The 24,507-nt window shown below is 70.0% G+C and carries 21 protein-coding genes, 1 pseudogene and 1 riboswitch; of the genes and pseudogenes, 17 read left to right on the top strand and 5 right to left on the bottom strand.

Annotation, left to right across the window (positions count from 1 at the left end; translation table 11 throughout):
- Positions 1–123: 123 nt before the first annotated feature.
- Positions 124–1,317, top strand: a complete 1,194-nt coding sequence (locus E1181_RS10620) for a glycoside hydrolase family 64 protein (RefSeq protein ID WP_132673821.1) — start codon at positions 124–126, stop codon at positions 1,315–1,317.
- Between the two features lie 123 nt (positions 1,318–1,440).
- Positions 1,441–2,253, top strand: coding sequence for an NBR1-Ig-like domain-containing protein (locus E1181_RS10615; RefSeq protein ID WP_235876671.1), 813 nt, complete (start codon positions 1,441–1,443; stop codon positions 2,251–2,253).
- Between the two features lie 184 nt (positions 2,254–2,437).
- On the opposite strand, the gene E1181_RS10610 is transcribed toward E1181_RS10615, so the two are convergent.
- Complete coding sequence (locus tag E1181_RS10610) at positions 2,438–3,430, bottom strand: helix-turn-helix transcriptional regulator (protein WP_328590872.1); 993 nt, start codon at positions 3,428–3,430, stop codon at positions 2,438–2,440.
- Here E1181_RS10610 and E1181_RS10605 point away from each other — a divergent pair.
- Both E1181_RS10605 and E1181_RS10600 read left to right on the top strand, forming a co-directional pair.
- Positions 3,414–4,142 (top strand): SDR family oxidoreductase, encoded by a 729-nt coding sequence (locus E1181_RS10605; protein ID WP_132673819.1) that lies wholly within the window; start codon positions 3,414–3,416, stop codon positions 4,140–4,142. The genes E1181_RS10610 and E1181_RS10605 overlap by 17 nt on opposite strands.
- A gap of 262 nt (positions 4,143–4,404) precedes the next feature.
- Positions 4,405–5,412: an SDR family NAD(P)-dependent oxidoreductase gene (locus E1181_RS10600; protein ID WP_132673818.1), complete on the top strand. Its 1,008-nt coding sequence runs from the start codon at positions 4,405–4,407 to the stop codon at positions 5,410–5,412.
- Here E1181_RS10600 and E1181_RS10595 read toward each other — a convergent pair whose 3' ends face one another.
- On the bottom strand, positions 5,413–5,955 hold the full coding sequence (locus E1181_RS10595; RefSeq protein ID WP_132673817.1) for a TetR/AcrR family transcriptional regulator: 543 nt from the start codon (positions 5,953–5,955) through the stop codon (positions 5,413–5,415).
- A gap of 84 nt (positions 5,956–6,039) precedes the next feature.
- Between E1181_RS10595 and E1181_RS10590 the strand changes: the two genes are divergently transcribed.
- Together E1181_RS10590 and lat are read left to right on the top strand one after the other, a co-directional pair.
- Positions 6,040–6,819, top strand: coding sequence for an SAM-dependent methyltransferase (locus E1181_RS10590; RefSeq protein ID WP_235876670.1), 780 nt, complete (start codon positions 6,040–6,042; stop codon positions 6,817–6,819).
- 163 nt (positions 6,820–6,982) lie between these two features.
- Entirely contained in the window at positions 6,983–8,335 is a 1,353-nt protein-coding gene (gene lat / locus E1181_RS10585; RefSeq protein WP_132673816.1) for an L-lysine 6-transaminase, read from the top strand.
- Between the two features lie 209 nt (positions 8,336–8,544).
- Here the strand turns inward: lat and E1181_RS10580 are convergent, their stop codons facing one another.
- Complete coding sequence (locus E1181_RS10580) at positions 8,545–9,141, bottom strand: response regulator transcription factor (protein ID WP_132673815.1); 597 nt, start codon at positions 9,139–9,141, stop codon at positions 8,545–8,547.
- Positions 9,138–10,316, bottom strand: a complete 1,179-nt coding sequence (locus E1181_RS10575) for a histidine kinase (RefSeq protein ID WP_165944586.1) — start codon at positions 10,314–10,316, stop codon at positions 9,138–9,140. Before E1181_RS10575 ends, E1181_RS10580 begins: the two co-directional genes overlap by 4 nt.
- Positions 10,317–10,460: 144 nt before the next feature.
- Between E1181_RS10575 and E1181_RS10570 the strand changes: the two genes are divergently transcribed.
- Both E1181_RS10570 and E1181_RS10565 read left to right on the top strand, forming a co-directional pair.
- Positions 10,461–11,348: an ABC transporter ATP-binding protein gene (locus E1181_RS10570; RefSeq protein ID WP_132673813.1), complete on the top strand. Its 888-nt coding sequence runs from the start codon at positions 10,461–10,463 to the stop codon at positions 11,346–11,348.
- 2 nt (positions 11,349–11,350) lie between these two features.
- Positions 11,351–12,043, top strand: coding sequence for an ABC transporter permease (locus tag E1181_RS10565; RefSeq protein WP_235876677.1), 693 nt, complete (start codon positions 11,351–11,353; stop codon positions 12,041–12,043).
- Here E1181_RS10565 and E1181_RS10560 read toward each other — a convergent pair whose 3' ends face one another.
- A complete protein-coding gene (locus tag E1181_RS10560) occupies positions 12,044–13,498 on the bottom strand; it encodes a dolichyl-phosphate-mannose--protein mannosyltransferase (RefSeq protein WP_132673892.1) in 1,455 nt (484 codons plus the stop codon).
- A 268-nt stretch (positions 13,499–13,766) separates the two neighbouring features.
- On the opposite strand from E1181_RS10560, the gene rsmI reads away from it, so the two are divergent.
- From rsmI to E1181_RS10515, 9 genes and pseudogenes are all read left to right on the top strand, one after another.
- Entirely contained in the window at positions 13,767–14,603 is an 837-nt protein-coding gene (rsmI, locus tag E1181_RS10555; RefSeq protein ID WP_132673811.1) for a 16S rRNA (cytidine(1402)-2'-O)-methyltransferase, read from the top strand.
- Between the two features lie 207 nt (positions 14,604–14,810).
- Positions 14,811–16,607 carry a methionine--tRNA ligase gene (metG, locus tag E1181_RS10550; protein ID WP_132673810.1) on the top strand — a complete coding sequence of 599 codons (1,797 nt, stop codon included), beginning with the start codon at positions 14,811–14,813 and terminating at the stop codon, positions 16,605–16,607.
- On the top strand, positions 16,607–17,440 hold the full coding sequence (locus tag E1181_RS10545) for a TatD family hydrolase (protein ID WP_132673809.1): 834 nt from the start codon (positions 16,607–16,609) through the stop codon (positions 17,438–17,440). Before metG ends, E1181_RS10545 begins: the two co-directional genes overlap by 1 nt.
- 298 nt (positions 17,441–17,738) lie before the next feature.
- Positions 17,739–17,990, top strand: a pseudogene (locus E1181_RS32070) (transglycosylase family protein); the annotation flags it as partial.
- A gap of 622 nt (positions 17,991–18,612) precedes the next feature.
- Entirely contained in the window at positions 18,613–20,106 is a 1,494-nt protein-coding gene (locus tag E1181_RS10535; RefSeq protein WP_132673807.1) for a resuscitation-promoting factor, read from the top strand.
- A gap of 237 nt (positions 20,107–20,343) precedes the next feature.
- A complete protein-coding gene (rsmA, locus tag E1181_RS10530) occupies positions 20,344–21,213 on the top strand; it encodes a 16S rRNA (adenine(1518)-N(6)/adenine(1519)-N(6))-dimethyltransferase RsmA (RefSeq protein WP_235876669.1) in 870 nt (289 codons plus the stop codon).
- A gap of 174 nt (positions 21,214–21,387) precedes the next feature.
- Positions 21,388–21,477, top strand: a riboswitch (SAM riboswitch).
- A gap of 242 nt (positions 21,478–21,719) precedes the next feature.
- On the top strand, positions 21,720–22,742 hold the full coding sequence (locus E1181_RS10525; RefSeq protein ID WP_132673806.1) for a methionine ABC transporter ATP-binding protein: 1,023 nt from the start codon (positions 21,720–21,722) through the stop codon (positions 22,740–22,742).
- Positions 22,739–23,422 carry a methionine ABC transporter permease gene (locus tag E1181_RS10520; RefSeq protein WP_165944585.1) on the top strand — a complete coding sequence of 228 codons (684 nt, stop codon included), beginning with the start codon at positions 22,739–22,741 and terminating at the stop codon, positions 23,420–23,422. Before E1181_RS10525 ends, E1181_RS10520 begins: the two co-directional genes overlap by 4 nt.
- A gap of 101 nt (positions 23,423–23,523) precedes the next feature.
- Positions 23,524–24,330 carry a MetQ/NlpA family ABC transporter substrate-binding protein gene (locus E1181_RS10515; RefSeq protein WP_132673805.1) on the top strand — a complete coding sequence of 269 codons (807 nt, stop codon included), beginning with the start codon at positions 23,524–23,526 and terminating at the stop codon, positions 24,328–24,330.
- Positions 24,331–24,507 lie beyond the last annotated feature (177 nt).

The following is a 24,507-nucleotide window of genomic DNA, read 5'->3' as shown; positions in this document are numbered from 1 at the left end:
GTGATGATTTCGGTCCTTTTGGGGGTATGGAAAGACTCGTCCAGAAAGGCAGACTTCGGGATCGATCACGAGAGAGGATCGGCTGCCCAACGAGGTGGTCCCGTTGTCTCTGGAGGTATCCACATGGTTTCTCGTCGGCGGTTTCTCGGATATTCCGCTGCGGCCCTCACGGCACCGTTCTGGGCCCAGGCGATCAGCGCTCCATTCGCCTCGGCGGCACCGGAAAGCATGAAGTTCGTGCTGCAGAACAACTCCGGCGGTCCGGCCAACGCCTACATCGCCGGATTCTCGGACGCCGAGAAGAAGGCCGTTTTCATCAAGGCGGACGGCACCCCGTACTTCCCCGAGGCGGGTGGCCCGGAGCCGGCGCCGATCGGCGACGACGTGGCCATCCCGGTCGACGGCACCGTCGAGGTCACCGTGCCCCGCATGTACGGCGCTCGCGTGTACTACTCCCTCAACGACACCCTGGAGTTCCAGGTCGTCCAGGGCGCCGACGGCACGACCTCGGTCGTGCACCCGAACTTCGTCTCCAGCGAGGACCCGAACTTCGGCAAGGACTGGACGTTCGCGGAGTTCACCCTCAACGCCGAGCAGCTCTACGCCAACATCAGCTACGTCGACTTCGTCGCCGCCCCGATCGGTCTGCACCTGACCACCACCGGCAGCGGTGAGCAGAGCGTTCCCGGCATGCCCACCGGTGGCATGGACAAGGTCGCCGAGGCCCTCAAGGGCATGGGCGGCAACTGGGCCACGCTGGTGCAGGAGGCCAACGGCAAGGTCGTGCGGGTGCTCAACCCGAACCACCGGCCCGACGACTTCGCCGGCTACATGGAGCCCTACGTCGACGAGGTCTACGCCAAGTACGCGGGCGAGTCGCTGTTCGTCGACACCCAGCGTTCCGACCTGGGCATCATCGAGGGCAAGGTCGAGGGCGAGGAGCTGGTGTTCGGCGCCGAGCGCTTCGCCAAGCCGTCCTCGGTGGACATCTGGGGCTGCAACAGCGGGCCGTTCGCCAACAACCCGGGCAGCGACTCGCAGGAGCGCCTGGCGATCGTGCCGCGGCTGGCGGCGGCGTTCAACCGCACGACGCTGCTGATCAACCCCAACCAGCCGCACGAGGAAGACCCGGCGACGTTCTACCAGAACGACATCACCAACCACTACGCGCGCGTGGTGCACGAGAACCTGCCCGACGGCAAGGGTTACGCGTTCGCCTACGACGACGTGAGCTCCAACGCCGGCGAGGACCACAGCGGCAAGGTCAACGCGGGCGACCCCGAGGTGTTCACCCTGACCCTCAACGCCCTGCGCTGACGTCCGCGCTCGCGGCGACGCGCTCAGCAGCGGTGAACGGCGGCCGATCCACGACGTGGGTCGGCCGCCGCTTTCGTCGGCTGGGCTCGGGGGCTCGGTGGGCGTTGCGCAAGAATGAACGGCGTGGACGGTTCTGTGATCAGGGAAGACGACTCGCGCAAGCGCGGTCGCAAGCAGCAGCGCCCGGACCCGCAGGAGAGCCCGGTCGCGGAGTTCGCCTGGCAGCTGTGCGAGTTGAAGGAAGCTGCGGGCGACCCGTCCTACGACCGGATGCGCAGCGAGTTCGGCGCAGCGGCGTCGAAGTCGGCGCTGTCGGCTGCTGCGCGCGGCAAGGACCTGCCGTCGTGGGAGACGACGTGGGAGTTCGTCCGCTGCCTCGCGGTCGGGGTGCTCGGCCAGGACGAGAGCACCGCGCGCCGGGAGTGGTCGAAGCGCTGGGAGTCGGCGCGGACCGTTCCCGAACCTGATCCGGAACCTCCCCGGCCGGAGCCCCGGCGATGGCCGAAGTGGCTGGTCGCGGGCGTAGCGGCGGTCCTCGTCGTGATCGGCGCGGTCTGGTGGTGGATGCCGGAGCAGCGCCCGATCCCCGGGGACGCGTCGCTGATGCTCAGCGAAACCGTCCCGGACGGCACCGAGTTCGCGATGCGGCAGAACTTCGCCAAGACCTGGGAGGTCCGCAACGTCGGCAGGGAACCGTGGGAGGGCCGGTACCTGGCGCAGGTCTTCCGCGAGGGCGACGCGGCGTGCACCGCTCCGCAGCGGGTCTCGGTCGGCGACGTGTCGCCCGGCGAGACGGTCACGCTCGCCGTTCCGGTCTTCACCGGGAACGAGCCCGGTCGTTGCAAGATCGCGTGGAAGATGGTCGACGAGGACGGTCGGCAGTTCTTCCCGGAGGACCTCCGTCCCGTCTTCTTCGACATCCAGATCCGGCCTTGACCCCCGCGGGACTCCCCGGCACCCCCTGTCGGCCGAGGAGTCCCGCTCGGGTCGACGCCCACGTTAGGCACCCGGCGGCCCGAGATCCACGGATCAATGGGCACACCTGCACCGCGAGACATTTCCGGATGTCTTCGCAGCTCACAGCTTTGGCCAACCGGGCCGCTCGGACAAAACCGCGGCCTCAGGAGCGGTCCGGAGCGAGGGTTTGGGTGCCGAGGACGCCCAGGAGGTCGAGCTTGTCGGCGGAGTCGGTGCCGACGGCGGGGGTGAACCACAGGAGGCGTTGACGGCAGTCCTCGCTCACGAGGTTCAGGCAGTTGACCTCGATCGTGCCGAGCTCCGGGTGGACCAGGCGCTTGCGCTCGTCGCGGCGGACGGCGATGTCGTGCCGGGACCACAGGTCGGCGAACTCGGCGCTGCGGACCTTGAGGTCGTCGACGAGTTCGCGGGCCTCCGCATCGTCGGGATTGCGGCGGGCGACCGCGGCGCGCAGGTCCGCGACGAACGTCCAGGCGTGGTGCGCGTGGTCCTCCTCCGGGTACAGCGCGCGGGAGCTCGGGTCGGTGAACCAGCGGTGGACGAAGCTCGCGCGCATCCCGCTGTCCGGCACCTTCGGCCCGAGCAGCGCGACGGCGAGGTCGTTCTGCACGAGCGTCACGTGCAGGTCGGTGATGACCTGCGCGGGCGTGCCCGACAACCGGTCCAGCAGGTCGAGCATCCCCGGGTGCACGTGCGCGGCCGAGCCGCCGCGCAGCGGTAGCGGGCGTCCGGCCAGCGCGTAGAGGTGGTCGCGCTCGTCGCGGGTGAGCCGCAGCGCGCGGGAGAGGGCGGCGAGCATCTGCTCCGACGGCTGCGCACCGCCGCCGCGCTCCAGCTCGATGTAGTAGTCCACCGAGGCACCGGTGAGCTGCGCGACCTCCTCGCGGCGCAGCCCCGGCACCCGGCGTCGAGGCCCGGAGGGCAGCCCCACGTCGGTGGGCCGGATCCGGTCGCGCCGCTTCTTGAGGAAATCGCCGAGCTCGCCGAGGTTCACGCCCTCCAGTCTCCGCCGGACGATCGGAGCCGAACCAGGGGACGGCGACCCCCGGGTCAGCGGCAACTGGATGGTCCCGTTGCCGCGCCGCAGGCTGGTGCTCGTCACCGACGAGAGGAACACCATGACACGCACAGCCATCGTCACCGGCGGTTCGCGCGGCATCGGCCGTGACGTCGTCACCCGGCTCGCCGCGGACGGCTTCGCGGTCGTCGCCGGTTACGCGGGCAACGAGCGGCTCGCGGAGGACGCCGTGCGGGCCGTCGATGCGGCGGGTGGGCGCGCGATGGCCGTCCAGGCCGACGTCGCCGACGAGCAGGCGGTGGCCGCGATGTTCGACGCCGCCGAGGCCGAGTTCGGCGGGGTGGACGTCGTCGCGCACGCGGCCGGGAAGATGGCGCTGTCCCCGGTCGCCGACCTGGACCTGGCCGTCCTCGACGACGTGTACCGCACCAACGTCCGGGGCGCCTTCGCCGTCGCGCAGCAGGCGGCCCGCCGGATCCGCGACGGCGGAGCGCTGATCACCTTCTCCAGCTCGGTCGTCGGCCTGGCCTTCCCGACCTACAGCCCCTACACGGCGACCAAGGGAGCCGTCGAGGCGATGACGATGGTGCTGGCCCGCGAGCTGCGCGGCCGCGACATCACGGTCAACACCGTGGCTCCCGGACCGACGGCCACCGACCTGTTCTTCGAGGGCAAGGACCAGGAGACGGTCGAGCGCCTCGCCGCCCAGCCCCCGCTGGAACGCCTCGGCACCCCGGCCGACATCGCCGCGGTCACGTCCTTCCTCGCCGGTCCGGACGGCCGCTGGATCAACGGCCAGGTCCTCCGCGCCAACGGTGGCATCAACTGACCACCGCCACACCCCGCCCTCCACGGGGCCGTGCGGATTACGGCCGTTTTCGGTCAACGGATGACGGCGGTTTTCCGACGGCGGACTGCCCCGGTTTTCCCGGTGGCGGATTACGGCCGTATTCGGGTACCGGATTGCGGCGGTTTTCCGGGTTGGGGAGTGAGGGTGGTCGTTGGGTTGTGGCGGTGTTGCCTGGTCAGGGGTGTGCGGAGTCCGGGTAGAGTGAAGTCAACAGTGTTGACTTGGCTTGTGGAGGTGCGCGGTGGGTGACGTGCTGAGCGGTAGGAGCTCGATCGGGGAGTGGCTCAGCCACCCCGAGGGAAGGCCGCTGATCGAGGAGCTGCTGGCCGGCTCCGGCCGCGACGCCGAGGCGCTGGCGCCGGTGAGCGGGATGCCGCTGGAGCAGTTGGTCGAGCTCAGCCAGGGCGCGTTCAGCCGCGAGGCCGTCGACGACCTGGTGCTGCGGGTCAACGGCGGGGTCATGCCGGAGGTCGAGGGCGTCGCGCCCGGCTGGCAGGAGCGCCTCGTGCCCGGCCGCTTCGAGGGCAAGACCGTCATCGTCACCGGTGCCGCCTCCGGCATCGGGCGCGCCACGGCCTCGCGCATCGCGCGCGAGAGCGGCCGGGTCGTCGCCGCCGACATCAACGCCGGTCCGCTCGACGAGCTCGCGGCCGAGCTGCCCGGCGCGGTCGCCGTGGCCGGGGACATCTCGCAGGCGTCCGACGTCGAGCGGATCATCGCCGCCGCGGGCGAGCGCATCGACGGGCTCGCCAACGTCGCCGGGGTCATGGACGACTTCAGCCCGCTGCACGAGCTCGACGACGCCGTCTGGGAACGCGCCTTCCGGGTCAACGTCGACGGCCTGATGCGGCTCACGCGCGCCGCGCTGCCGTCGATGCTGGCGGCCGGCAGCGGTTCGATCGTCAACGTCGCCTCCGAGGCCTCGCTGCGCGGCAACGCCGCCGGGGTCGCCTACACCGCCTCCAAGCACGCGGTTCTCGGCATCACCCGCAACACCGCCTTCATGTACGGGCCGTCGGGGATCCGGGTCAACGCGGTCGCGCCGGGTGGCGTGGCCACCGGCATCAGCGCGTCGATCGGGGAGATGTCGGAGTTCGGCAGGCAGCGCACGGGCGGGTTCACGGGGCTGATGCCGCCGGTGGCGACGGCGCCGCAGCTGGCCGCCTCGATCACGTTCCTGCTCAGCGACGACGGGGTGAACCTCAACGGCGCGATCCTGCCCTCCGACGGCGGCTGGTCGGTGCAGTGATCAGGGCGTGAGCAGTCGCTGCAGGAGTTCTCCGTAGCGTTCGACCAGGCCGGCTCGGTCGGCGGCCAGCTGCTGGTCGCCGACCACCCACAGCGCGTAGAGCAGGCCGCCCACCAGGGCTGCGGCCGAGCGGGCGCGGTCCTCGGCGTCCGGGCCGCGCATCCGCACTCGCAGCGGCTGCACGAACGAGGTCTCGTGGGTCTCGCGCAGCCGCGCGGCGATCTGCGGGTTGCCGCTGCCCTGCACCATCGCCAGGTAGATCGCGCGGCTGCGGCTGTCGGAGTCGAGCAGCACCTCGACGAACCGCGAGCCCAGCCGTTCCAGCGGCACGTTCAGCAGCGGTTCGTCGTCGATGCTCAGGTGCATGGTGTCCAGGAACAGCAGCTCCTTGCTGCCGAAGTGCCGGATCACCAGCGCCGGATCGGTGGCGGCCAGCGAGGCGATGTCGCGGACCGAGGTGTCGGCGTACCCGTGCTCGGTGAACAGCCGGGTCGCGGCGTCGCGGATCGCCTCGCGCGTCTGGGATCCGGACCTCCTGGCCATGTCGCAGAGGATATCGGCACGACCCTTCCGCGTGACCTCTCCCGCGTAGGATTCACGGCACCACGGTGGAGGGAGCTGGAAGCGGTGGAGATCGACATCAACACGCCGCAGTCGGCGCGGATCTGGAACTACTGGCTCGGCGGCAAGGACCACTACGCGGTCGATCGCGAGGCCGGGGACGCCGTGATCGCGCACATCCCGGACATCCCGGAGGGCGCCCGCGCCGAGCGCGCGTTCCTCGTGCGCGCCGTGCGCCATCTGGTGAAGACCGAGGGCCTGCGGCAGTTCCTCGACGTCGGAACCGGTCTGCCGACCGCCAACAACACCCACGAGGTCGCCCAGCGCCTCGCTCCCGAGAGCCGCATCGTCTACGTCGACAACGACCCGACCGTGCTCGCGCACGCCCGTGCACTGCTGACCAGCACCCCCGAGGGCACGACCGATTACCTCGACGCCGACATGCGGCGACCCGAGGAGATCATCGAGGCGGCCAAGCGGACCCTGGACTTCAGCCGGCCGATCGGTCTGATGATGCTCGGCGTGGTCAACCACCTGATGGACGACGAGGAGGCGTACCGGGTGGTGCGCGAGCTGGTCGACGCGCTGCCCGAGGGCAGCTTCTTCGTGCTCACGCACTCCTCCGCCGAGGTGCACGGCGAGCCGATGCTGCGCGCGATGCGGGAGACGACCGAGCGCGGCGGCACGCCGATCCGGGCGCGCACCGCCGCCGAGATCGAGGACCTGTTCGCGGGCACCGAGCTGCTGGAGCCCGGCGTGGTCAGCTGCTCGCAGTGGCGCCCGGACACCGAAGGTGCGACGCCCAAGCCCGTGTACCTCTTCGGAGGCGTCGGCCGCGTCGGCTGATTCCGCGGATTCTTCTGCTCCAAGGGTGGAGTGCACCCGGAGCAGAAGAATATCTTTCGTTCATGCGGACGATCAGCTGAAGTATCTTGCTCGAACCACGGCTTCCTGTGTAATTCTTGTTGTGTGCGTGAGACCCGCGCACACGCAGCCGGGAGGCCGAATCATGACCGCTCAGCACGAGACCGTTTCGACCGCAGTCCCCGCCCAGCGGGCCGGAACCGACCCCGTAGCCGCGCTGAAAGCGCAGGTCACCGGCGATCTGATGGACATCGTCGTGGATCTCGACGCCGGCGAGGGCTGCCGCCTGCGCGACGTGCGCGACGGCACCGAGTACCTCGACCTGACGATGTTCTTCAGCTCCGCGCCGCTCGGGCACGGGCACCCCGGCCTGCGCACGCCTCAGTTCGAGGCCGCCCTGCTGCGCGTCTCGCGGGTCAAGCCGTCCAACCCCGACTTCGCGACCGAGGAGCAGGCGCGCTTCGCCGAGACCTTCCAGCGGGTCGTCGGGATCCCCGATCTCCCGCTGCTGTTCTTCATCGACGGCGGCACCCTCGCCGTGGAGAACGCCCTCAAGGTCGCCTTCGACTGGAAGACCAAGGTCAACGCGCGACGCGGGGTCGCCGTGCGCGGCAGCCGCGTGATGCACCTGGAGAAGGCGTTCCACGGGCGCAGCGGGTACACGCTGTCGCTGACCAACACCGACCCGTCCAAGATCCGCGACTACCCGATGTTCGACTGGCCGCGGATCCCGAGCCCGGCCATCGAGCCCGGTGAGCGGTGGGACACCGCTGAGCTGCTGCCCGAGGAGGTCCAGGCGCTGGGCGCGGCCGAGGCGGCGCTGCGCCGCTACGGCGCCGAGATCGCCTGCTTCGTCTACGAGCCCATCCAGGGCGAGGGCGGAGACCGGCACCTGCGCCCGCAGTTCCTGCAGGCGGTGCAGCGGTTGTGCGTCGAGCACGACGTGCTCACCGTCGCCGACGAGGTGCAGACCGGTGCGCTGACCGGTCAGGCGTGGGCGCACCAGGCGCTGGGCCTGGAACCCGACCTCGTCGCCTTCGGCAAGCGGCTGCAGGTCTGCGGGGTCATGGGCGGTCGCCGGGTGCTCGACGTCGCCGACAACGCCTTCCGCGAGCCCAGCCGGATCAGCTCCACCTGGGGCGGATCGCTGACCGACATGGTCCGGGCGACCCGGATCCTGGAGGTCATCGAGGCCGACGACCTGTTCGCCCACAGCCGCGCCATGGGACAGCTCCTGCTGGGCGAGCTGCGGGACCTCGCCGCCGAGTTCCCCTTCCTGATCCACTCGCCGCGCGGCCGGGGCCTGATGTGCGCCATCAGCTTCCGCGATCCGGACCACCGCGCCCGAGCCCTGGAGATCGCGCGGGACCAGCACCGGACGCTGTTCCTGCCGTCCGGACCCGACTCGCTGCGCGCCCGGCCGCCGCTCTCGGCCCGCCCGGAGGAGATCCTCGACGCCGTCGCAGCCCTCCGGAAGACCCTCACGTCCCTCGCCTGAGTGAACGATTCGAATTTCGCGCGAAGTTCGACCGATATCTTTCGGATTCAAATTTCGCGCGAAGTTCGAATCCCGCCCACGCGCCCGGGCGTGTATCCGCAGGTCAGGGGCGTTTTGGTGGTGGGTTGGTCGAACTTCGCGCGAAATTTGAACGCTGCGGTCCCGGGTCGAATTTCGCGCGAAATTCGAATCCTCCTGCGGTGGGTGGGTCAGATCCAGCCCTCCTGCCAGGCCCGCCGGGCGGCTTCGTGGCGGGTGGTGACGTCGAGCTTGGTCATCGCGGCCGACAGGTAGTTGCGGACCGTGCCCTGGGCGAGGTGGACCTCGGCGGCGATGCTGGCGATGGTGCCGCCCTTGAGGGTGTGCCGGAGCAGCTCCAGCTCGCGATCGGTCAGCGGGCAGGCGTCACCGGTCAGGGCCGTGGCCGCGATCTCCGGGTCGATGTAGCGCCCACCGGCCTGGACGTCGCGGAGGATCGCCGCGAGCTTGGTCGCCGGCGTCGTCTTCGGGACGAAACCGCGAATCCCCGCCGCCAGCGCCCGCTTCAGCACGCCCGGCCGCGCGTGCCGGGTGACCAGCACGATCGGGAGCTCCCCGGTGAGCCGCTTGGCGGCCTCGACCCCGTCGAGCTCGGGCATCTCCAGGTCGAACACGGCGATGTCCGGTCGGTGCAGGCGAACCGCCTCCAGCGCTTCGGCGCCGTTGCTGCACTGGGCGACGACCTCCAGGTCCGGCTCCAGCGCCAGCAGCGCGGCCAGCGCGCCCCTGATCAGGTCCTCGTCGTCGGCCAGCACAACGCGGATCACAGCGCAGCCCCCGGTTCCTCGGCCGTGCCGATGAGTTCGAAGCGCTCGCCGTCGTGGCGGGAGTCCACGTGCCCGTTCAGCGTGGCGAAGCGGTGCCGCAGCCCGTCGATGCCCGAACCTCCTTGCCCGCCAGCGGGATTCGCCGCATCGTTGCTCAGGGCCACGCGGGTGCGCGACCCGTCGACGGCGATGTCGAGAGTGCAGCGGCGAGCTCGGGAGTGCCGCAGGATGTTCGTCGTCCCCTCCCGAACGAGCGCCCCGAAGAGCGGTTGCAGCGGTGGCGGGACCAGCGTCGCGTCGCCGCGCACCTCGGTCTTCACGCCTGCGGCCTCCAGGATCTCCCGCGCGTTGGTGAGCTCACCGGTCAGGTTGCTGCGCCGGTAGCCCTGCACGACCGCGCGGGTGTCGCGCAGCGCCGTGCGGGCCAGCTCGGCGACCTCCGCGGCCTGCGCGCGTGCGGCGTCGTCGTCGTTGCCGACGAGGCGTTCGGCGAGCTCGGCCTTCAGCGCGATGGCCTGCAGGTGGTGGCCCTGCACGTCGTGCAGGTCGGCGGCGAAGCGCAGCCGCTCGCGGGCGATCGCCAGCTCGCCGCTGACCGACCGGGCGCGGTCCAGCGTCAGCACCATGTCCCAGAACCACACGACGCCCACCGTCAGCGCCGAGATCATCGACACGATGACGATCGCGTAGAAGGCGAAGAACATCCCGACCATCGGGTGCGGGCCGCCGAGCGCGCCGCCCACCCACGCGACCGCGGTGGTGACCACCAGCGCGACGAGCTGGATCGGCCAGCGCAGCCGGGGCGTCGCCAGAGACACGTGCACGCCCACCAGCCCGCCGACCGGAAGCACCCAGAACAGCCCGTACGGGTTCGTCGACATCGCGTAGCCCGCGGCGGCCAGCCCGGCGACGAGCACCAGCCCGCGGGCGACCGGGTAGCGGGGGCCGTGCCCGAAACCGCTCATCAGCAGCGTCGACAGCTGCGTCCCGTCCACTGCGACCAGCAGCGCGACCAGCGCGAGCACCACGACCTCGGGAGCGCCGTAGCCACCGGTGGCCAGGTCGATGGCCGGGAACACCGCGTAGACCGGCATCATCGGCACGATCGACCACCACGTGTAGCGGCGCAGCCGCGCGAGCCGACGCGGGTCGAACTCGGTCGGGTCCTCGTTCACCTCCCCAGCATCGTGCATCCGCCGCTGCGGCGGCACCGGATCGCCGAGCTCATGACAACAGTCATCGGATCCGCTGACACCGCACCCGCGCAGCGCTGACGGAACGCTCTACCGGCGCGAACCCCGGATGACCAGGCTGGACGCATGACACCAGTGATCGAAGCCCGCGGCCTGCGCTGCCGCTACGGCGATGTCGAGGCGGTGCGAGGAGTCGACTTCGACGTCCTGCCCGGCGAGCTGTTCGCGCTGCTGGGGACCAACGGGGCGGGCAAGACGACCGTGCTGGAAACCGTCGAGGGCCACCGGGCCCCGGCGCAGGGTCAGGTGCGCGTCTTCGGCGTCGACCCGCTGCGCGACCGCTCGATCCGCAGCCGCACCGGGATCATGCTGCAGGACAGCGGATTCGCCGGAGACCTCACGGTCGCCGAAACCGCCGAGTTGGCCCGCCGGATGCGCACCGCCGAGTCCGATGTGGACGCAACGCTCGACGCGCTGGGGCTCGACCCGCGCCGCGACGTCCGCGTCAAGCAGCTCTCCGGTGGTGAGCGCCGGCGCCTCGACCTCGCGCTGGCCCTGCTCGGCGAACCCGAGCTGCTGTTCCTCGACGAACCCACCGTCGGCATGGACCCCGAATCCCGCCGCACCACGTGGGAACTCGTGCGCGGCCTGCTCTCCGCGGGAACCACGGTGCTGCTGACCACGCACTACCTCGAAGAGGCCGAACGCCTCGCGCACCGGCTGGCGATCATGCACGAAGGACGCATCGCGGTCGCCGGACGGCTCGTCGACGTCCTCGCCGACCACCACGCGTGCATCACCTTCACCGCCGCGGAAGACCTCGGCCTGCCGCCGCTGATCGGCACCGCGACCCGGCGCGACAGCCGCGTCGACATCCGCACCCCGCACCTGCAGCAGGACCTGCACGCCCTGCTGACCTGGGCCGACGGGCGCGTGGACCTCGCGGGTCTGCGCGCGCAGCCGGCCTCGCTGGAAGAGATCTTCCAGTCCGTCCGAGAGGAGACCCAGGCGTGACGATGGTCCTGGCTCTGGCCCGAGCCGAGCTGAAACTCCTGCTGCGCAACAAGACCGTGGCGGTCAGCTCGCTGCTGATGCCGATCCTGGTCGGACTGTGGGCCGGCTCCACCCTGCCCGATGACGCCCCGCCGCAGGCCTGGGCGATCACGCTCTGCCTTCAGCTGCTGATGGTCCTCGGCTTCACCGTCTACTTCGCCGTCACCGCCGCGCTGGCCTCCCGCCGCGAGGACCTCTACCTCAAGCGGCTCCGCAGCGGCGAGGCCTCCGACGCGGTGATCCTCGCCGGGCTGCTCACCCCGGTGGTGCTGCTCGGAGTGCTGCAATCGACGCTGATGCCGGTCATCTCGATCAGCATGGGCGCGCCGGTGCCGGAACCGCTGCCGCTGCTGGGTGCCCTCGTCCTGGGCACGGGGCTCTGCCTGGCGGCCGGTGTCGCGACCAGCGGCCGCACCTCGTCGTCCGAGCAGGCCCAGATCACCACGCTGCCGATGTTCCTCGGCCTGATGGGCGGCGTCCTGGTCACCGTCGTCGGTCCGATGTGGTTGCTGCTGCCCGGCGGAGGCATCGGCGGCCTGATCCACCACGCGGTGACCGGCGAGGGCGTCCCGCTGTCGTCGGCGGCGTCGCTGCTGGTCTGGATCGCGCTGTTCAGCGTGCTGGCCAAGTCCTGGTTCCGGTGGGAACCGCGCTGATCAGCGCCAGGACGGCAGCCACAGCTCGGCCTGCCACTGCTCGTGGGTGATCGGATCACCGTTGAGGATCGGCCACAGCCACGCGAAGTTCGCGACCACCAGTCCGATGTAGAGCGACACGGCCAGCAGCCCGGTCTTGCGCCGCTCGAAGTGGTCGTCGACGGAGCCCAGCACGTGGCCGAGCACCAGCACGATCCCCAGCACCAGGAACGGGACCAGCGGCGTGGCGTAGAAGTAGTACATCTGCCGCGACAGGTTCGTGAACCACGGCAGGTACCCGGCGCCGTAGCCGACCAGGACCGCCGCGTAGCGCCAGTCCAGCCGGAACGCCGCGCGCCACACCGACCACGCCGCGACCGGCAGCGCCAGCCACCACATCGCCGGGGTGCCGATCAGCATCGTGGCCTGCACGCAGCTGTTGCGGCCGCAGCCCGGCATCCCGCCCTCGTAGTAGTAGAGCATCGGGCGCATGCCCATCGGCCACGCCCACGGCTTCGACTCCCACGGGTGCGGGGTCGACGGCGTGGTCAGGTGGGTGTGGAAGTCCAGCACGTTGAGCTGGTAGTACAGCAGCGATCGCAGCGCGTCGGGCAGTCCGCTCATGCCGACGTCGTCGCTCAGCAGCACCGCGTGCCGGTCGGTCGCGGTCTCGCTGGCGAACCAGCCCGACCAGGTCGCGAAGTACACCAGCAGCGGGAGGCCCACCAGCGCCCACAGCGCCGGGGCGGTGTCGCGCACCAGCGCGGCCCGCCACGGCCTCCGCACCCCGGCGGCCCGCCTGGCCAGCGCATCCCAGATCACGCTGAGCAGGCCGAACGCCATGATGTAGTAGATGCCGTTCCACTTGACCCCGCAGGCCAGGCCGAGCATCAGCCCGGCGCCCAGGCGCCACCAGCGGAAACCCAGCCGCGGGCCCCAGGTCGACGGGTCCAGCCGTCCGTCCGAGCAGACCTGCCACAGCCGTTCGCGCACCTGGTCGCGGTCCACCAGCAGGCAGGAGAACGCGGCGAGCAGGAACAGCGCCTGGAAGATGTCGAGCATCCCGACACGGGACTGCACGTGGCTGAGGCCGTCGCAGATCAGCAGCACACCGGCCACCGCGCCCAGCAGCGTCGAGCGGGTCATCCGGCGGGCGATGCGGATGATCAGCAGCACCATCAGGGTGCCGAACAGGGCGGCCATGATCCGCCAGCCCCACGGCGTGTAGCCCAGCAGCCACTCGCCGATCGCGATCATCTGCTTGCCGACCGGCGGGTGCGCCACCAGCTCGTAGCCGGGGTTGTCCTCGTAGCCGCCGTTGCGCAGCATCTGCCACGCCTGCGGGACGTAGTGCTTCTCGTCGAAGACCGGAGTGCCCTCGTCGGTGGCCCGGCCCAGGTCCCAGAAGCGGACGAGCCCGGCGACCAGGGTGATCACCAGCGTCACCACCCAGCCGCGCCTGCGGTCGGTGGGCATCGAGGAGTCCAGCAGTGGCAGCGGGTCGGTCTCCCCCGGGCGGCGAGCCGCCGGTGCGCGGCCTACCTGGACGAGTTCGTCGGCACCGCCGAACCTGCGGACTGGGACGCTCACACCGTCGATCGTAAGGGTCAGGCACGCCTCGACCGGGGGACGCCCCGCTGGGAGCCGTTGAGCGATCGCCTCCCTCAGCGGTGGCGGCGGAAGCCCGGCCCGCACGGCTACGCCGCGTTCTCGCCCGGGGTCAGGCGGCCTACGCTGTGCGGTCATGGACTCCGGCACCTTGCTGCTCGCCGCCACCCCGCTCGGTGATGCCCGCGACGCGTCCGCGCGGCTGATCGAGGCGCTCGGCACCGCCGAGGTGGTGGCCGCCGAGGACACCCGCCGGGTGCGCAACCTCGCCAGCGCGCTGGGCGTCACCCCGGCCGGCAAGGTCGTCAGCTACTACGAGGCCGTGGAGTCCGCGCGCGCTCCGATGCTGCTCGACGCGCTGCGCGAGGGCAGGACCGTGCTGCTGGTGACCGACGCGGGCATGCCGAGCGTGTCCGATCCCGGCTACCGGCTGGTCTCGGCGTGCGTGACCGAGGGACTGCCGGTGACGTGCCTGCCCGGCCCGTCGGCGGTGACCACCGCGCTCGCGGTGTCCGGGCTGCCCTCGGACCGGTTCTGCTTCGAGGGGTTCCCGCCGCGCAAGACGGGGGACAGGCGGAAGTTCTTCGGCCGCCTGGCCGCCGAGGAGCGCACCAGCGTCTTCTTCGAGGCGCCGCACCGGCTGGCCGACACCCTCGCCGACGCCGTCTCGGTCCTGGGGGAGCAGCGGCCTGCCGCGGTGTGCCGCGAACTCACCAAGACCTACGAGGAGATCAAGCGCGGCAGCCTCGGTGACCTGGCCGAATGGGCTGCGGAAGGCGTTCGCGGCGAGATCACGGTGGTCCTCGGCGGGGCCGAGCAAGCGGCGCCGACCGACCCCGCGGAGCTCGTCGAGCAGGTCGAGGAGCGCGCTGCGGACGGCATGCGCCTGAAGGACGCCGTGGCCGAGGTCGCCGAACTCGCGGGAGTCCGCAAGAAGGAGCTCTACGACGCGGTCCTCGCCTCGCGGAAGTGATCTGACCGTCAGGCGAGCGACGTAGTCGCTTTCTCCTTCACCACCTGAGCAGCCTGCACCGCGGGGGTTCTGAGCGGCTTCGTGGCGAGCACGCCGCGACGCCGTGCATTGGCATGCATCAGGAGTGGCGCGCGGAGTCCACGGAGCCGCTCAGGTTCCCCTACCCGCACCGCTCCGCAGGTTGAGCAGGCGATTACGCTGGCGGGCATGAGCGCCTCTGTGTTGACCGCTGTGGCCTGGCCGTATGCCAACGGTCCGCGGCACATCGGTCATGTTTCCGGCTTCGGTGTGCCTTCGGACGTCTTCTCCCGGTACCAGCGAATGGCCGGCAACCAGGTGCTCATGGTCTCCGGGACGGACGAGCACGGGACCCCGATCTCGGTCCAGGCGGAGAACGAGGGCCTGACCACGCGACAGCTCGCCGACAAGTACAACCGGGTGATCACCGAGGACCTGCAGGGCCTCGGCCTGTCCTACGACCTGTTCACCCGCACCACCACCGGCAACCACTACAAGGTGGTGCAGGACCTCTTCCTCGCGCTGCACCGCAACGGCTACGTGCTGCCCAAGACCACGACCGGCGCGATCAGCCCGTCCACCGGCCGCACGCTGCCCGACCGCTACATCGAGGGCACCTGCCCGATCTGCGGTTACGACGGCGCGCGCGGCGACCAGTGCGACAACTGCGGCAACCAGCTCGACCCGGCCGAGCTGAAGAACCCGGTCTCCCGGATCAACGGCGAGAAGCCCGAGTTCGTCGAGACCGAGCACCTGTTCCTGGACCTGCCCTCGTTCACCGAGTCGCTGGGCAAGTGGCTGTCCACCCGGGACGGCTGGCGGCCGAACGTGCTCAAGTTCGCGCAGAACCTGGTCGAGGACATGCGCCCGCGCGCGATCAGCCGCGACCTCGACTGGGGCGTGCCGATCCCGCTGGACGGCTGGCGCGACCAGCCGATGAAGCGCTTCTACGTGTGGTTCGACGCCGTCATCGGCTACCTGTCGGCCAGCGTCGAGTGGGCCCGCCGCACCGGCGACCCCGACGCCTGGAAGCAGTGGTGGACCGACCCGTCGGCCCAGGGCTACTACTTCATGGGCAAGGACAACATCACCTTCCACGCCCAGATCTGGCCGACCCTGCTGATGGGGCACAACGGTCAGGGCGACAAGGGCGGCACGACCGGCCCGTTCGGCGAGCTGAACCTGCCCGGCGAGGTGGTCTCCAGCGAGTTCCTCACCATGAGCGGCTCGAAGTTCTCCACCTCGCGCGGCACCGTGATCTACGTGCGCGACTTCCTGCGCGAGTTCGGCCCGGACACCCTGCGCTACTTCATCTCGGTGGCCGGCCCGGAGAACCAGGACACCGACTTCACCTGGGACGAGTTCGTCCGCCGCACCAACTTCGAGCTGGCCAACGAGTGGGGCAACCTGGTCAACCGGTCCATCTCGATGGCGGCCAAGAACAACGGCGCGGTCCCCGCACCGACCGCTCCCGCTCCCGCGGACGAGGAGCTCAAGGCGCAGGCGCGCGCCGCCTTCGACACCGTCGGAGCGCACCTGCGCAGCTCGCGGTTCAAACTCGCGTCGCAGGAGGCGATGCGGGTGGTCTCGGCGGCCAACAAGTACCTGTCCGACCAGGAGCCGTGGAAGCTCAAGGAGGACCCGGACCGCCGCGACGCGGTGCTGCACACCGCGCTGCAGGTCGTCTCCGACGCCAACACCCTGCTCACGCCGTTCCTGCCGCACTCCGCGCAGAAGGTGCACGAGCTGCTGGGCGGCACCGGGGTCTGGGCGGCGCAGCCGGAGATCCGCGAGGTCGACGACCTCGACGAGCCGTCGATGTCCTACCCGGTGCTGATGGGCGAGTACGCCGCCGAGCAGGCCAAGTGGGAGTCCACCGACATCGAGGTGGGACGCCCGCTGGACAAGCCGAAGCCGCTGTTCGCCAAGCTCGACGCCGAACTCGGCGAGACCGGCCCGGAGTGGGCCCCGATCCAGCAGTCCTGATGAGCAAGAAGGACAAGAGGCAGGAGCTGCCGCCGGTGCCCGAGGCGCTGGCGGCAGCTGCCGTCGACGCTCACACTCACCTCGACGCCTGCGGCGCCAAGACCGCCGAGGACGTCCGCGAGATGCTCGACCGCGCGCAGAGCGCCGGTGTCGGCCGCGTCGTGACCGTCGCCGACGACATCGACTCCGCGCGCTGGGCCGTTGAGGCCGCCACCTGGGACGACCGGGTCTTCGCCGCCGTGGCGCTGCACCCGACCCGCACCAAGGACTTCGGCGACGAGGACCGCGCCGCGCTGGAGGAGTTGGCCGCCCACCCGCGCGTGGTCGCCGTCGGTGAGACCGGGCTCGACTACTACTGGGACTACTCGCCGCCGGAGCCGCAGCAGCAGGCGTTCCGCTGGCACATCGACCTCGCGAAGCGGATCGGCAAGCCGCTGATGATCCACGACCGCGAGGCGCACGACGACATCCTGCGCATCCTCGACGAGGAGGGCGCGCCGGAGACGGTGGTCTTCCACTGCTTCTCCGGTGACGCCGAGTTCGCGAAGTCCTGCGTGGACGCCGGCTACGTGCTCTCCTTCGCCGGCACGGCGACCTTCCGCAACGCGAAGGGCCTTCGGGAGGCGGCGGAAGCGGTCCCGCTGGAGCAGATGCTGGTGGAGACCGACGCGCCGTTCCTGACGCCGCACCCGTTCCGGGGGCGGCCGAATCAGCCTTACTGCGTCAATTACACCCTTCGTGACCTCGCCGAACTCCGTGGCATGAACGTCGATGAGCTCGCTGTAGCCACCACGGCCACGGCTGAGCGAGTGTTCGGCCTCGAACAGGGGTAATCACAGCCCTGTAGTCCCCTACGCTGCGGTTTCTGGTAGGAGGTCTCCTCCTGCGCCCGCTTGCGGTCCGCACGCCGACTCCTACCGTCCACAGTGGAAGCCGGAACGGGGGGACACCCCGAACTCCGCGGGGAACTCGACTGCGGAGGTCCTCCCACACCGGAACCATCGGTTGTGAGGATGTGCAGTGAAGTTGCATAGATTCACGAAGTGGACCGTGGCGGCTGCTGTCGCCATCAGCGGTAGCGCCCTGGTCGCGGTGGCCCCGAACGCCGCGGCAGCCCCGAATGACGATCGAGCTGCGGTGTGGGACCGGCTCGCGAGGTGCGAGTCCGGCGGCAACTGGGCGGCCAACACCGGAAACGGCTACTACGGCGGCCTGCAGTTCAACCGCAGCACCTGGGCGGCTCACGGCGGTGAGCGGTACAACCGCTACCCGCATCGCGCGTCGCGCGAGCAGCAGATCGAGATCGCGCAGAAGGTGCGCGACGCCCGCGGCGGTTACGGCGCCTGGCCGGCGTGCTCGCGGAAGCTGGGTCTGCCGCGATGACGTGAAGTCGCCGCAACAACGCGAAAGATCGTCGCGAGGGGAATTCGTTTCCCTCGTGCGTGGGGAGGGGAGGTTCGGCCCGAGCGCGCTCCGTGCTCGGGCCGAACCGATGTCTGGAGCCGTTCTCGCTGGCCCGCACCCCCGTTGATCATGGGTTACAGCGCCTTTCGGCCGCGTGTTATATGTCACGCAAGCGACTCAGGTCGCGGCTAACGAATCCTGTAGGTGCCCCCCGAATGGACTAATTTTTACCGATCTTGATTACAGATCGTGTCGGGTTGCGTGGCAAACAAGCGTAATCGGACTCACATGTCCGAATCGGGTCCTTGGCGGCCCCGCATGATCACGGTAGAGTCTCGGCCCCGTAACCGATGACAACCAGTCATGGGGAACGCCCGTTAGTCTCGCCGGTGTACGTCGGGGAAGTCTGCGGTGAGCGCAAGGAGCTCGCGGCGGACTAGGCGGCAATTGGCTTGCGGGAGTCGGATACAGACACGAAGCACGAAGGTTGTGCGCACGCGAGGACCGAGAGGGGTTGCGCGAGAAACATGAACTCGCCCAACGCTTCTCACGTTCAGTTCTTCGCGGTCGCGACTTTGCGCCTTCGGGAGGTAACGACCCTGTGAACGGACGTGGCGAGCCCAGCCATGCCGGTTTCGCGACCCCGCGGAACGACGGCTACTGGGCCGATTCCTTTGACGCGGCGACTGACTGGTTCACCCCGGTCCAGCCGACCGAGCAGCACACCGCGGTAGGACTGCTCGACCGCCCGGACCCGCAGTGGTCCGACGAGCACCCGAGCTTCCCGCCGGGCGCTTTCGAGATCACCCCGCAAGACGTCTACGACGTGCTCGGCCCCGACGCCGAGGACGTGCTCGCGACGGCCGAGATCGACGTCGACGAGGTCATCCGGCTGATCAACGCCGAGACGACCGTCCTGCCGCCGATGGACTTCCTCGAGGCGATGCCCGAGGGCGAGGCGGGCGCCGTCCCGCCGCAGCAGGTCACCGAGGCGATGACCGTCTGGAAGCGCCGCTTCCTCAAGGGCGCGGTCGCCGGTGTGCTGCTGAGCTTGACCGGCACCGGTGGCGCCGCCGCCGCGATGGACAAGTCGGTCACCGTCGAGGTGGACGGGCAGACGCGCACCGTCAACACCTACGACGACACCGTGGGCGAGGTCCTGGAGGACCAGGGCATCCGAGTCGGCGCGCACGACGCGCTGAGCCCCTCCCCGCAGGCCGAGGTCGGCCACGGCGAGACGATCACCCTCGACCGCGGTCGCCTTCTCAAGCTCAACGTCGACGGCGAGGTCCGCGAGGAGTGGGTCCGCTCGGTGACCGTCGAGCAGGCCCTGCGCCAGCTCGGCGTCAACGCCGACGGTGCCGTCCTCAACGCCGACCGCAACATGCCGGTGCCCGAGCAGGGCATGGAGCTGTCGGTCCGCACGCAGAAGGACATCACGCTCATCGACGGCAGTGGTGCGCCGCAGCAGCTGACCACCACCGCCGCCAACATCGACGAGCTCGTCAAGGAGCGCAAGCTCAAGCTCGGTCCGGATGACAAGGTCACCCCGGGCGCCGACGCCAAGCTGGTCACCGGCGCCGAGGTGCGCATCGACCGGCTGCAGAGCTCCGTGATCAGCGTGACCGTGCCGGTTCCGCCGCCGGTCCGCGAGATCGTCGACAACTCGATGTTCAAGGGCGAGGAGCGGGTCGAGTCTCCCGGCGAGGCCGGCGAGAAGATCCAGTTCACCCGCGTCTCCACGCGCAACGGCGAGGAGTCGGGGCGCGAGGTCATCGACGAGAAGGTCACCAAGGCGCCGGTCGAGAAGGTCGTCCGCGTCGGTGGCAAGGCCGCGCCCAACAGCGCGGTCTGGGACAAGCTCGTCCAGTGCGAGGCGACCGGCAACTGGGCCATGAACAGCGGCAACGGTTACTACGGTGGCCTGCAGTTCGACAAGTCCACCTGGGACGCCTACGGCGGCGACCAGTACGCCCCGTACCCGCACCAGGCCAGCCGCGAGCAGCAGATCGCGGTCGCCGAGAAGGTCCGCGACGCCCGCGGAGGCAGCTACGGCGCCTGGCCGTCCTGCTCCTCCAAGCTCGGCCTGGACTGACGAGAACTGTGCACCGCTCATCGTGCGTAGCGGTGCGAGTAGCGGAACCTCAGCGGCTCTCTGGACTGCGGGTGCCACTCCTGATGTATGTCCAATACACGGCGGAGTGGCTGTCCTCGCCAGAGAGCCGCTGAGAACCCGCGGCGGTGCGAGTTGCCAGGTGGGGCGAAGAGAGAGCGGCTTCGCCGCTTCGACCTGGTGAGATTGGTCGAAACCGGCGCGGGTAGGTTCATCGGCGTGGATGAGCAGGGGGCGTCTTTGCTGGGGCCGGCCGACGTGCGCCGGTTGGCCGACGAGCTCGGCATCAAACCGACGAAGAAGCTCGGTCAGAACTTCGTGCACGACCCGAACACGGTGCGCCGCATCGTCTCGGCGGCCGAGGTCGGCCCCGACGACGTCGCGCTGGAGGTCGGTCCCGGCCTGGGCTCGCTGACGCTCGCGCTGCTCCCGGTCGCCGGTGCGGTCACCGCCGTGGAGATCGACCCGGTCCTGGCTGAGCGGCTGCCGCGCACGGCTCAGGAATTCGCGCCGCAGCTGGCCGACCGGCTGACCGTGCTGCCCGCCGACGCGCTGCGGGTCCAGGCGGCCGACTTCCCGAAGCCGCCGACGGCGCTGGTCGCCAACCTGCCCTACAACGTCGCGGTGCCCGTGGTGCTGCACCTGCTGGCCGAGTTGCCGAGCCTGCGCAAGGGGCTGGTCATGGTCCAGTCCGAGGTCGCCGACCGGATGGCCGCCGAGCCCGGCAGCCGCGTCTACGGCGTGCCGAGCGCGAAGGCGGCCTGGTACGCCGACGTGCGCCGCGCGGGCCCGGTGCCGCGCAAGGTGTTCTGGCCGGTGCCGAACGTGGACTCCGGGCTGGTCTCCTTCCACCGCGTCGACCCGCCGTCGAGCGCCTCGCGGCAGGACGTCTTCCGCGTGGTGGACGCCGCCTTCGCGCAGCGGCGCAAGACGTTGCGCGGCGCGCTGTCCGGGTGGGCCGGTTCGGCGGCTCGGGCGGAGGAGCTGTTGCGCGCGGCCGGGATCGACCCGACGACGCGCGGAGAGCAGTTGCGGATCGCCGATTTCGCCCGGATCGCGGAGGCCGCGTCATCCGGGTCGAGCAGCTGAACCACTCGTCCGGCGGCTTGCGGCCACGCGCTGCTACATCACTGAGGGTGACGAAAACGCCACCCTCTGCGGAAAAATTCCCGCTCCGCTCGGTATGTGATGTGGCAAACGATTTCGGTCAGTGACTGCTATCAGCTTGCGTCGGGCCCTGTCGATGGGGTCTACTATTCGGGAAATCCATCCCGAGCGGCTGAGAGACCTGGCTTGTTGACGCCGCAGCAACCACCCATCGCGGGCAGGTGCTAACGCCAGGACCGATGGAGTAGCTGTGGATTCCAACGCGCGGTTAGCGAACCTGTCTGCCACCGGCGACGCCCGGTTCGAGGTACCCCACATCAGGGAACTGCTCACGCAGCGACGGTTCATCGACCACGGAAGGCGCACGACCTGCGCCTGTCGTCGCGAGATGTGACCTGGCCCTTCCCCTCTTCCTTTTCCCTTAGAAGTTCCCCATGGCTGCTGCCCGAACGCGGGCGCGGCCATCGCGAGCTGATGTGGAGCAGATCGTGATCTCAGTCGAGAACCTGACCAAGTCGTTCCAGCACAACGGCAGCACCGTCCGCGCCCTCGACGGCGTGTCGATGGAGGTCAACGCGGGTTCGGTGTGCGGCGTGGTCGGACCGAGCGGAGCGGGGAAGTCGACGCTGGCCCGGTGCATCGCGCTGCTGGAGAAGCCCGACGGCGGTGCCATCCGCGTCGACGGCACCGACCTCGTGTCGCTGGACGGCAAGGCCCTGCGCGCCGCTCGCAGGCAGATCGGCGTTGTGCCGCAAGGTGATTCGCTGCTGCGCCAGCGCACCGCCGCGGGCAACGTCGCGCTGCCGCTGGAGGCCGCCGGCATCGGCGGTCCGCAGCGGCGCAACCGCGTCGGCGAACTCCTCGACCTCGTCGGCCTGACCGACAAGGCGTCGGTCTACCCGGACCAGCTCTCCGGTGGGCAGCGCCAGCGCATCGCGGTCGCCCGCGCGCTGGCGGCCAAGCCCTCGGTGCTGCTGGCCGATGAGCCGACCTCCGCGCTGGACCCGTCCACCACCGACTCGGTGCTGACCGTGCTCGACCGCGCGCGTGCCGAGCTCGGCGTCACCGTCCTGGTGGTCACCCACGACATGGCGGTGGTGCGCAAGATCGCCGACGACGTCGCGGTGCTCGAAGACGGCCAGGTCGTCGAGCACGGCAAGGTCCTGGACCTCGTCTCCGAGCCCGGCAGCAAGGTCAGCGGCACCCTGCTGCCCCAGACCGACCAGGCCGAGTCGCTGCGCCCGACTTCGGGCCGCCACGACGTGGTCGCCGAGATCGTGCTGGTCGGCTTCGCCGCAGTGGGAGCGCTGCTCCCCGAGGCCTCCAACCGGTTCGCCGTCGACCTGGCGATCCTGGGCGGTGGCCTGACCCGCCTCGGTGACACCCCGGTCGCCAAGTTCAAGATCGGCCTGACCGGTGAGCGCTCCGAGGCGGCGCTGAAGTGGATGATCGAGCGGGACGCGCACGTCCGGCGCGCCCCGGTGAGCGTTGACGGAGTTGCTGCTGCGTGACTGATGTGACCCCCTGGTCGGAGGTCGGCGAACTACTGGGCGAGGCAACGCTCGAAACGCTTTACATGGTGCTGGTGGCGACCGTGCTGGCCGTGGTCGGCGGGTTGCCGCTGGGTGTGCTGCTGCACCTGACCTCTCCGGTCGGGCTGAACCCGAAACCGGTGCTGAACAAGGTGCTCGGCGTGATCGTGGACGTGGTGCGCTCGGTGCCCTTCGTGGTGCTGCTGGTGGTGCTGGCGTCGTTCACCCGGCTGCTGATCGGGACCTCGATCGGCAGCAGCGCGGTGATCGTTCCGCTGACCATCGGTGCGATCCCGTTCTTCGCGCGGCTGACGCAGAACGCGTTGCGCGAGGTCGGTTTCACCGTGGTGGAAGCCGCGATCACGACCGGTTCCAGCAGGCTGCGGATCGTGTGGACGGTGCTGCTCGGCGAGGCCCGAGCCGCGCTGGTCGGAGCCGTCGGCGTCACCGCGGTGGCGCTGATCGGCTACGCCGCGATGGCCGGCGCCATCGGCGGCGGTGGCCTGGGCACGACCGCGATCCAGGACGGCTACCAGGGCTACGACGACCGGATCCTCTACGGGTCCGTCGTCGTGCTGGGACTGCTGGCCTTCGCGATGCAGCTGATCACCGATCGCACCGCCAAGCTCGTCGACCGCCGGCGCACCGCCGCCGGCTGAATCCCCGGGAACCGAACCCGTTTTCTCCCGCGTCCGTCCCACGAGGACGGTGCGCGACGTCTGCCTGCCTGAAAAACAGGCTCGTTGAAAGGACGCACGACATGCGTTTGCGCTTCGCCGCACTGCTCGCCTCGGCCGGGGTTCTGCTGGCCGCTTGCGGTGGTGGTTCCGCCGCCGAAGACCCCAACGCGCCGCTGAAGATCGGCGTCAGCCCCACGCCGCACGGCGAGATCCTGCAGTACGTCGACGACAACCTGGCCCAGCAGGCCGGGATCGACATCGAGATCGAGAAGTTCGACGACTACAACCGGCCGAACGAGGCCGTCGCCAACGGCGAGCTGGACGCGAATTACTTCCAGCACGTGCCGTACCTGGAGGAGTACCGCAAGGAGCGCGGTGGCGAGTTCACCTGGATCGAGCCGGTGCACCTGGAGCCGCTGGCCGTCTACTCCAAGCAGGCCAAGTCGCTGGCCGACCTGCCCGCGGGCGCCACGGTGACGCTGTCCAACGACCCGGCCAACCAGTTCCGCGGCCTGAAGCTGCTGGAGCAGGGCGGTCTGATCAAGCTCAAGCCGGAGGCCGCCGTCGGCACCCGGCTGGACGCCGCCATCGCGGAGAACCCGAAGAACATCCAGCTCAAGGACCTGTCCCCGGACCAGCTGCCGCGTTCGGTCGACGACGCGGCCGCCGCGGTGGTCAACGGCAACTACGCGATCAAGGCGAAGCTGTCGAACCCGCTGCTGGTGGAGAACGCGCAGGGCAACCCCTACGCCAACGGTCTGGTGACCAGCCCGGCGCTGGCCAAGGACCCGCGCGTGCTCAAGCTCGCCGAGCTGCTGCGCAGCCAGCAGGTCAAGGACTTCATCAACGAGGAGTGGGGCGGCGTCGCCGTCGTCCCCGCCTCCTGACTCCCGCGGCGTGATACGAGGGCCGGAGCGGTCGACCATCGACCACCCCGGCCCTCACCCGTCCGATTACCGCCGTGTTCAGGTGACGGATTACTGCGGTATTCGGGGACCTGAATACGGGAGTAATCCGGGTCTGAACACGGCGGTAATCGGGGAGCTGGGGGTGGCGGGTTCGGG

Origin of the sequence: Saccharopolyspora terrae (genome assembly GCF_004348435.1) — a bacterium.
GTDB classification, from domain to species: Bacteria; Actinomycetota; Actinomycetes; order Mycobacteriales; family Pseudonocardiaceae; genus Saccharopolyspora; species Saccharopolyspora endophytica.
Note: the sequence above shows the minus strand (reverse complement) of the source record. Positions and strands in the feature narration are given on the sequence as shown.

Bases quoted from the DNA above. Each gene is read 5' to 3' on its own strand.
- E1181_RS10595 (WP_132673817.1), bottom strand. From the start codon at position 5,955: ATGGCCAGGAGGTCCGGATCCCAGACGCGCGAGGCGATCCGCGACGCC.
- E1181_RS10570 (WP_132673813.1), top strand. From the start codon at position 10,461: ATGACACCAGTGATCGAAGCCCGCGGCCTGCGCTGCCGCTACGGCGAT.
- E1181_RS10620 (WP_132673821.1), top strand. From the start codon at position 124: ATGGTTTCTCGTCGGCGGTTTCTCGGATATTCCGCTGCGGCCCTCACG.
- E1181_RS10605 (WP_132673819.1), top strand. From the start codon at position 3,414: ATGACACGCACAGCCATCGTCACCGGCGGTTCGCGCGGCATCGGCCGT.
- E1181_RS10515 (WP_132673805.1), top strand. From the start codon at position 23,524: ATGCGTTTGCGCTTCGCCGCACTGCTCGCCTCGGCCGGGGTTCTGCTG.
- E1181_RS10545 (WP_132673809.1), top strand. From the start codon at position 16,607: ATGAGCAAGAAGGACAAGAGGCAGGAGCTGCCGCCGGTGCCCGAGGCG.
- metG (WP_132673810.1), top strand. From the start codon at position 14,811: ATGAGCGCCTCTGTGTTGACCGCTGTGGCCTGGCCGTATGCCAACGGT.
- E1181_RS10565 (WP_235876677.1), top strand. From the start codon at position 11,351: ATGGTCCTGGCTCTGGCCCGAGCCGAGCTGAAACTCCTGCTGCGCAAC.
- E1181_RS10560 (WP_132673892.1), bottom strand. From the start codon at position 13,498: ATGCCCACCGACCGCAGGCGCGGCTGGGTGGTGACGCTGGTGATCACC.
- E1181_RS10610 (WP_328590872.1), bottom strand. From the start codon at position 3,430: ATGGCTGTGCGTGTCATGGTGTTCCTCTCGTCGGTGACGAGCACCAGC.
- lat (WP_132673816.1), top strand. From the start codon at position 6,983: ATGACCGCTCAGCACGAGACCGTTTCGACCGCAGTCCCCGCCCAGCGG.
- rsmI (WP_132673811.1), top strand. From the start codon at position 13,767: ATGGACTCCGGCACCTTGCTGCTCGCCGCCACCCCGCTCGGTGATGCC.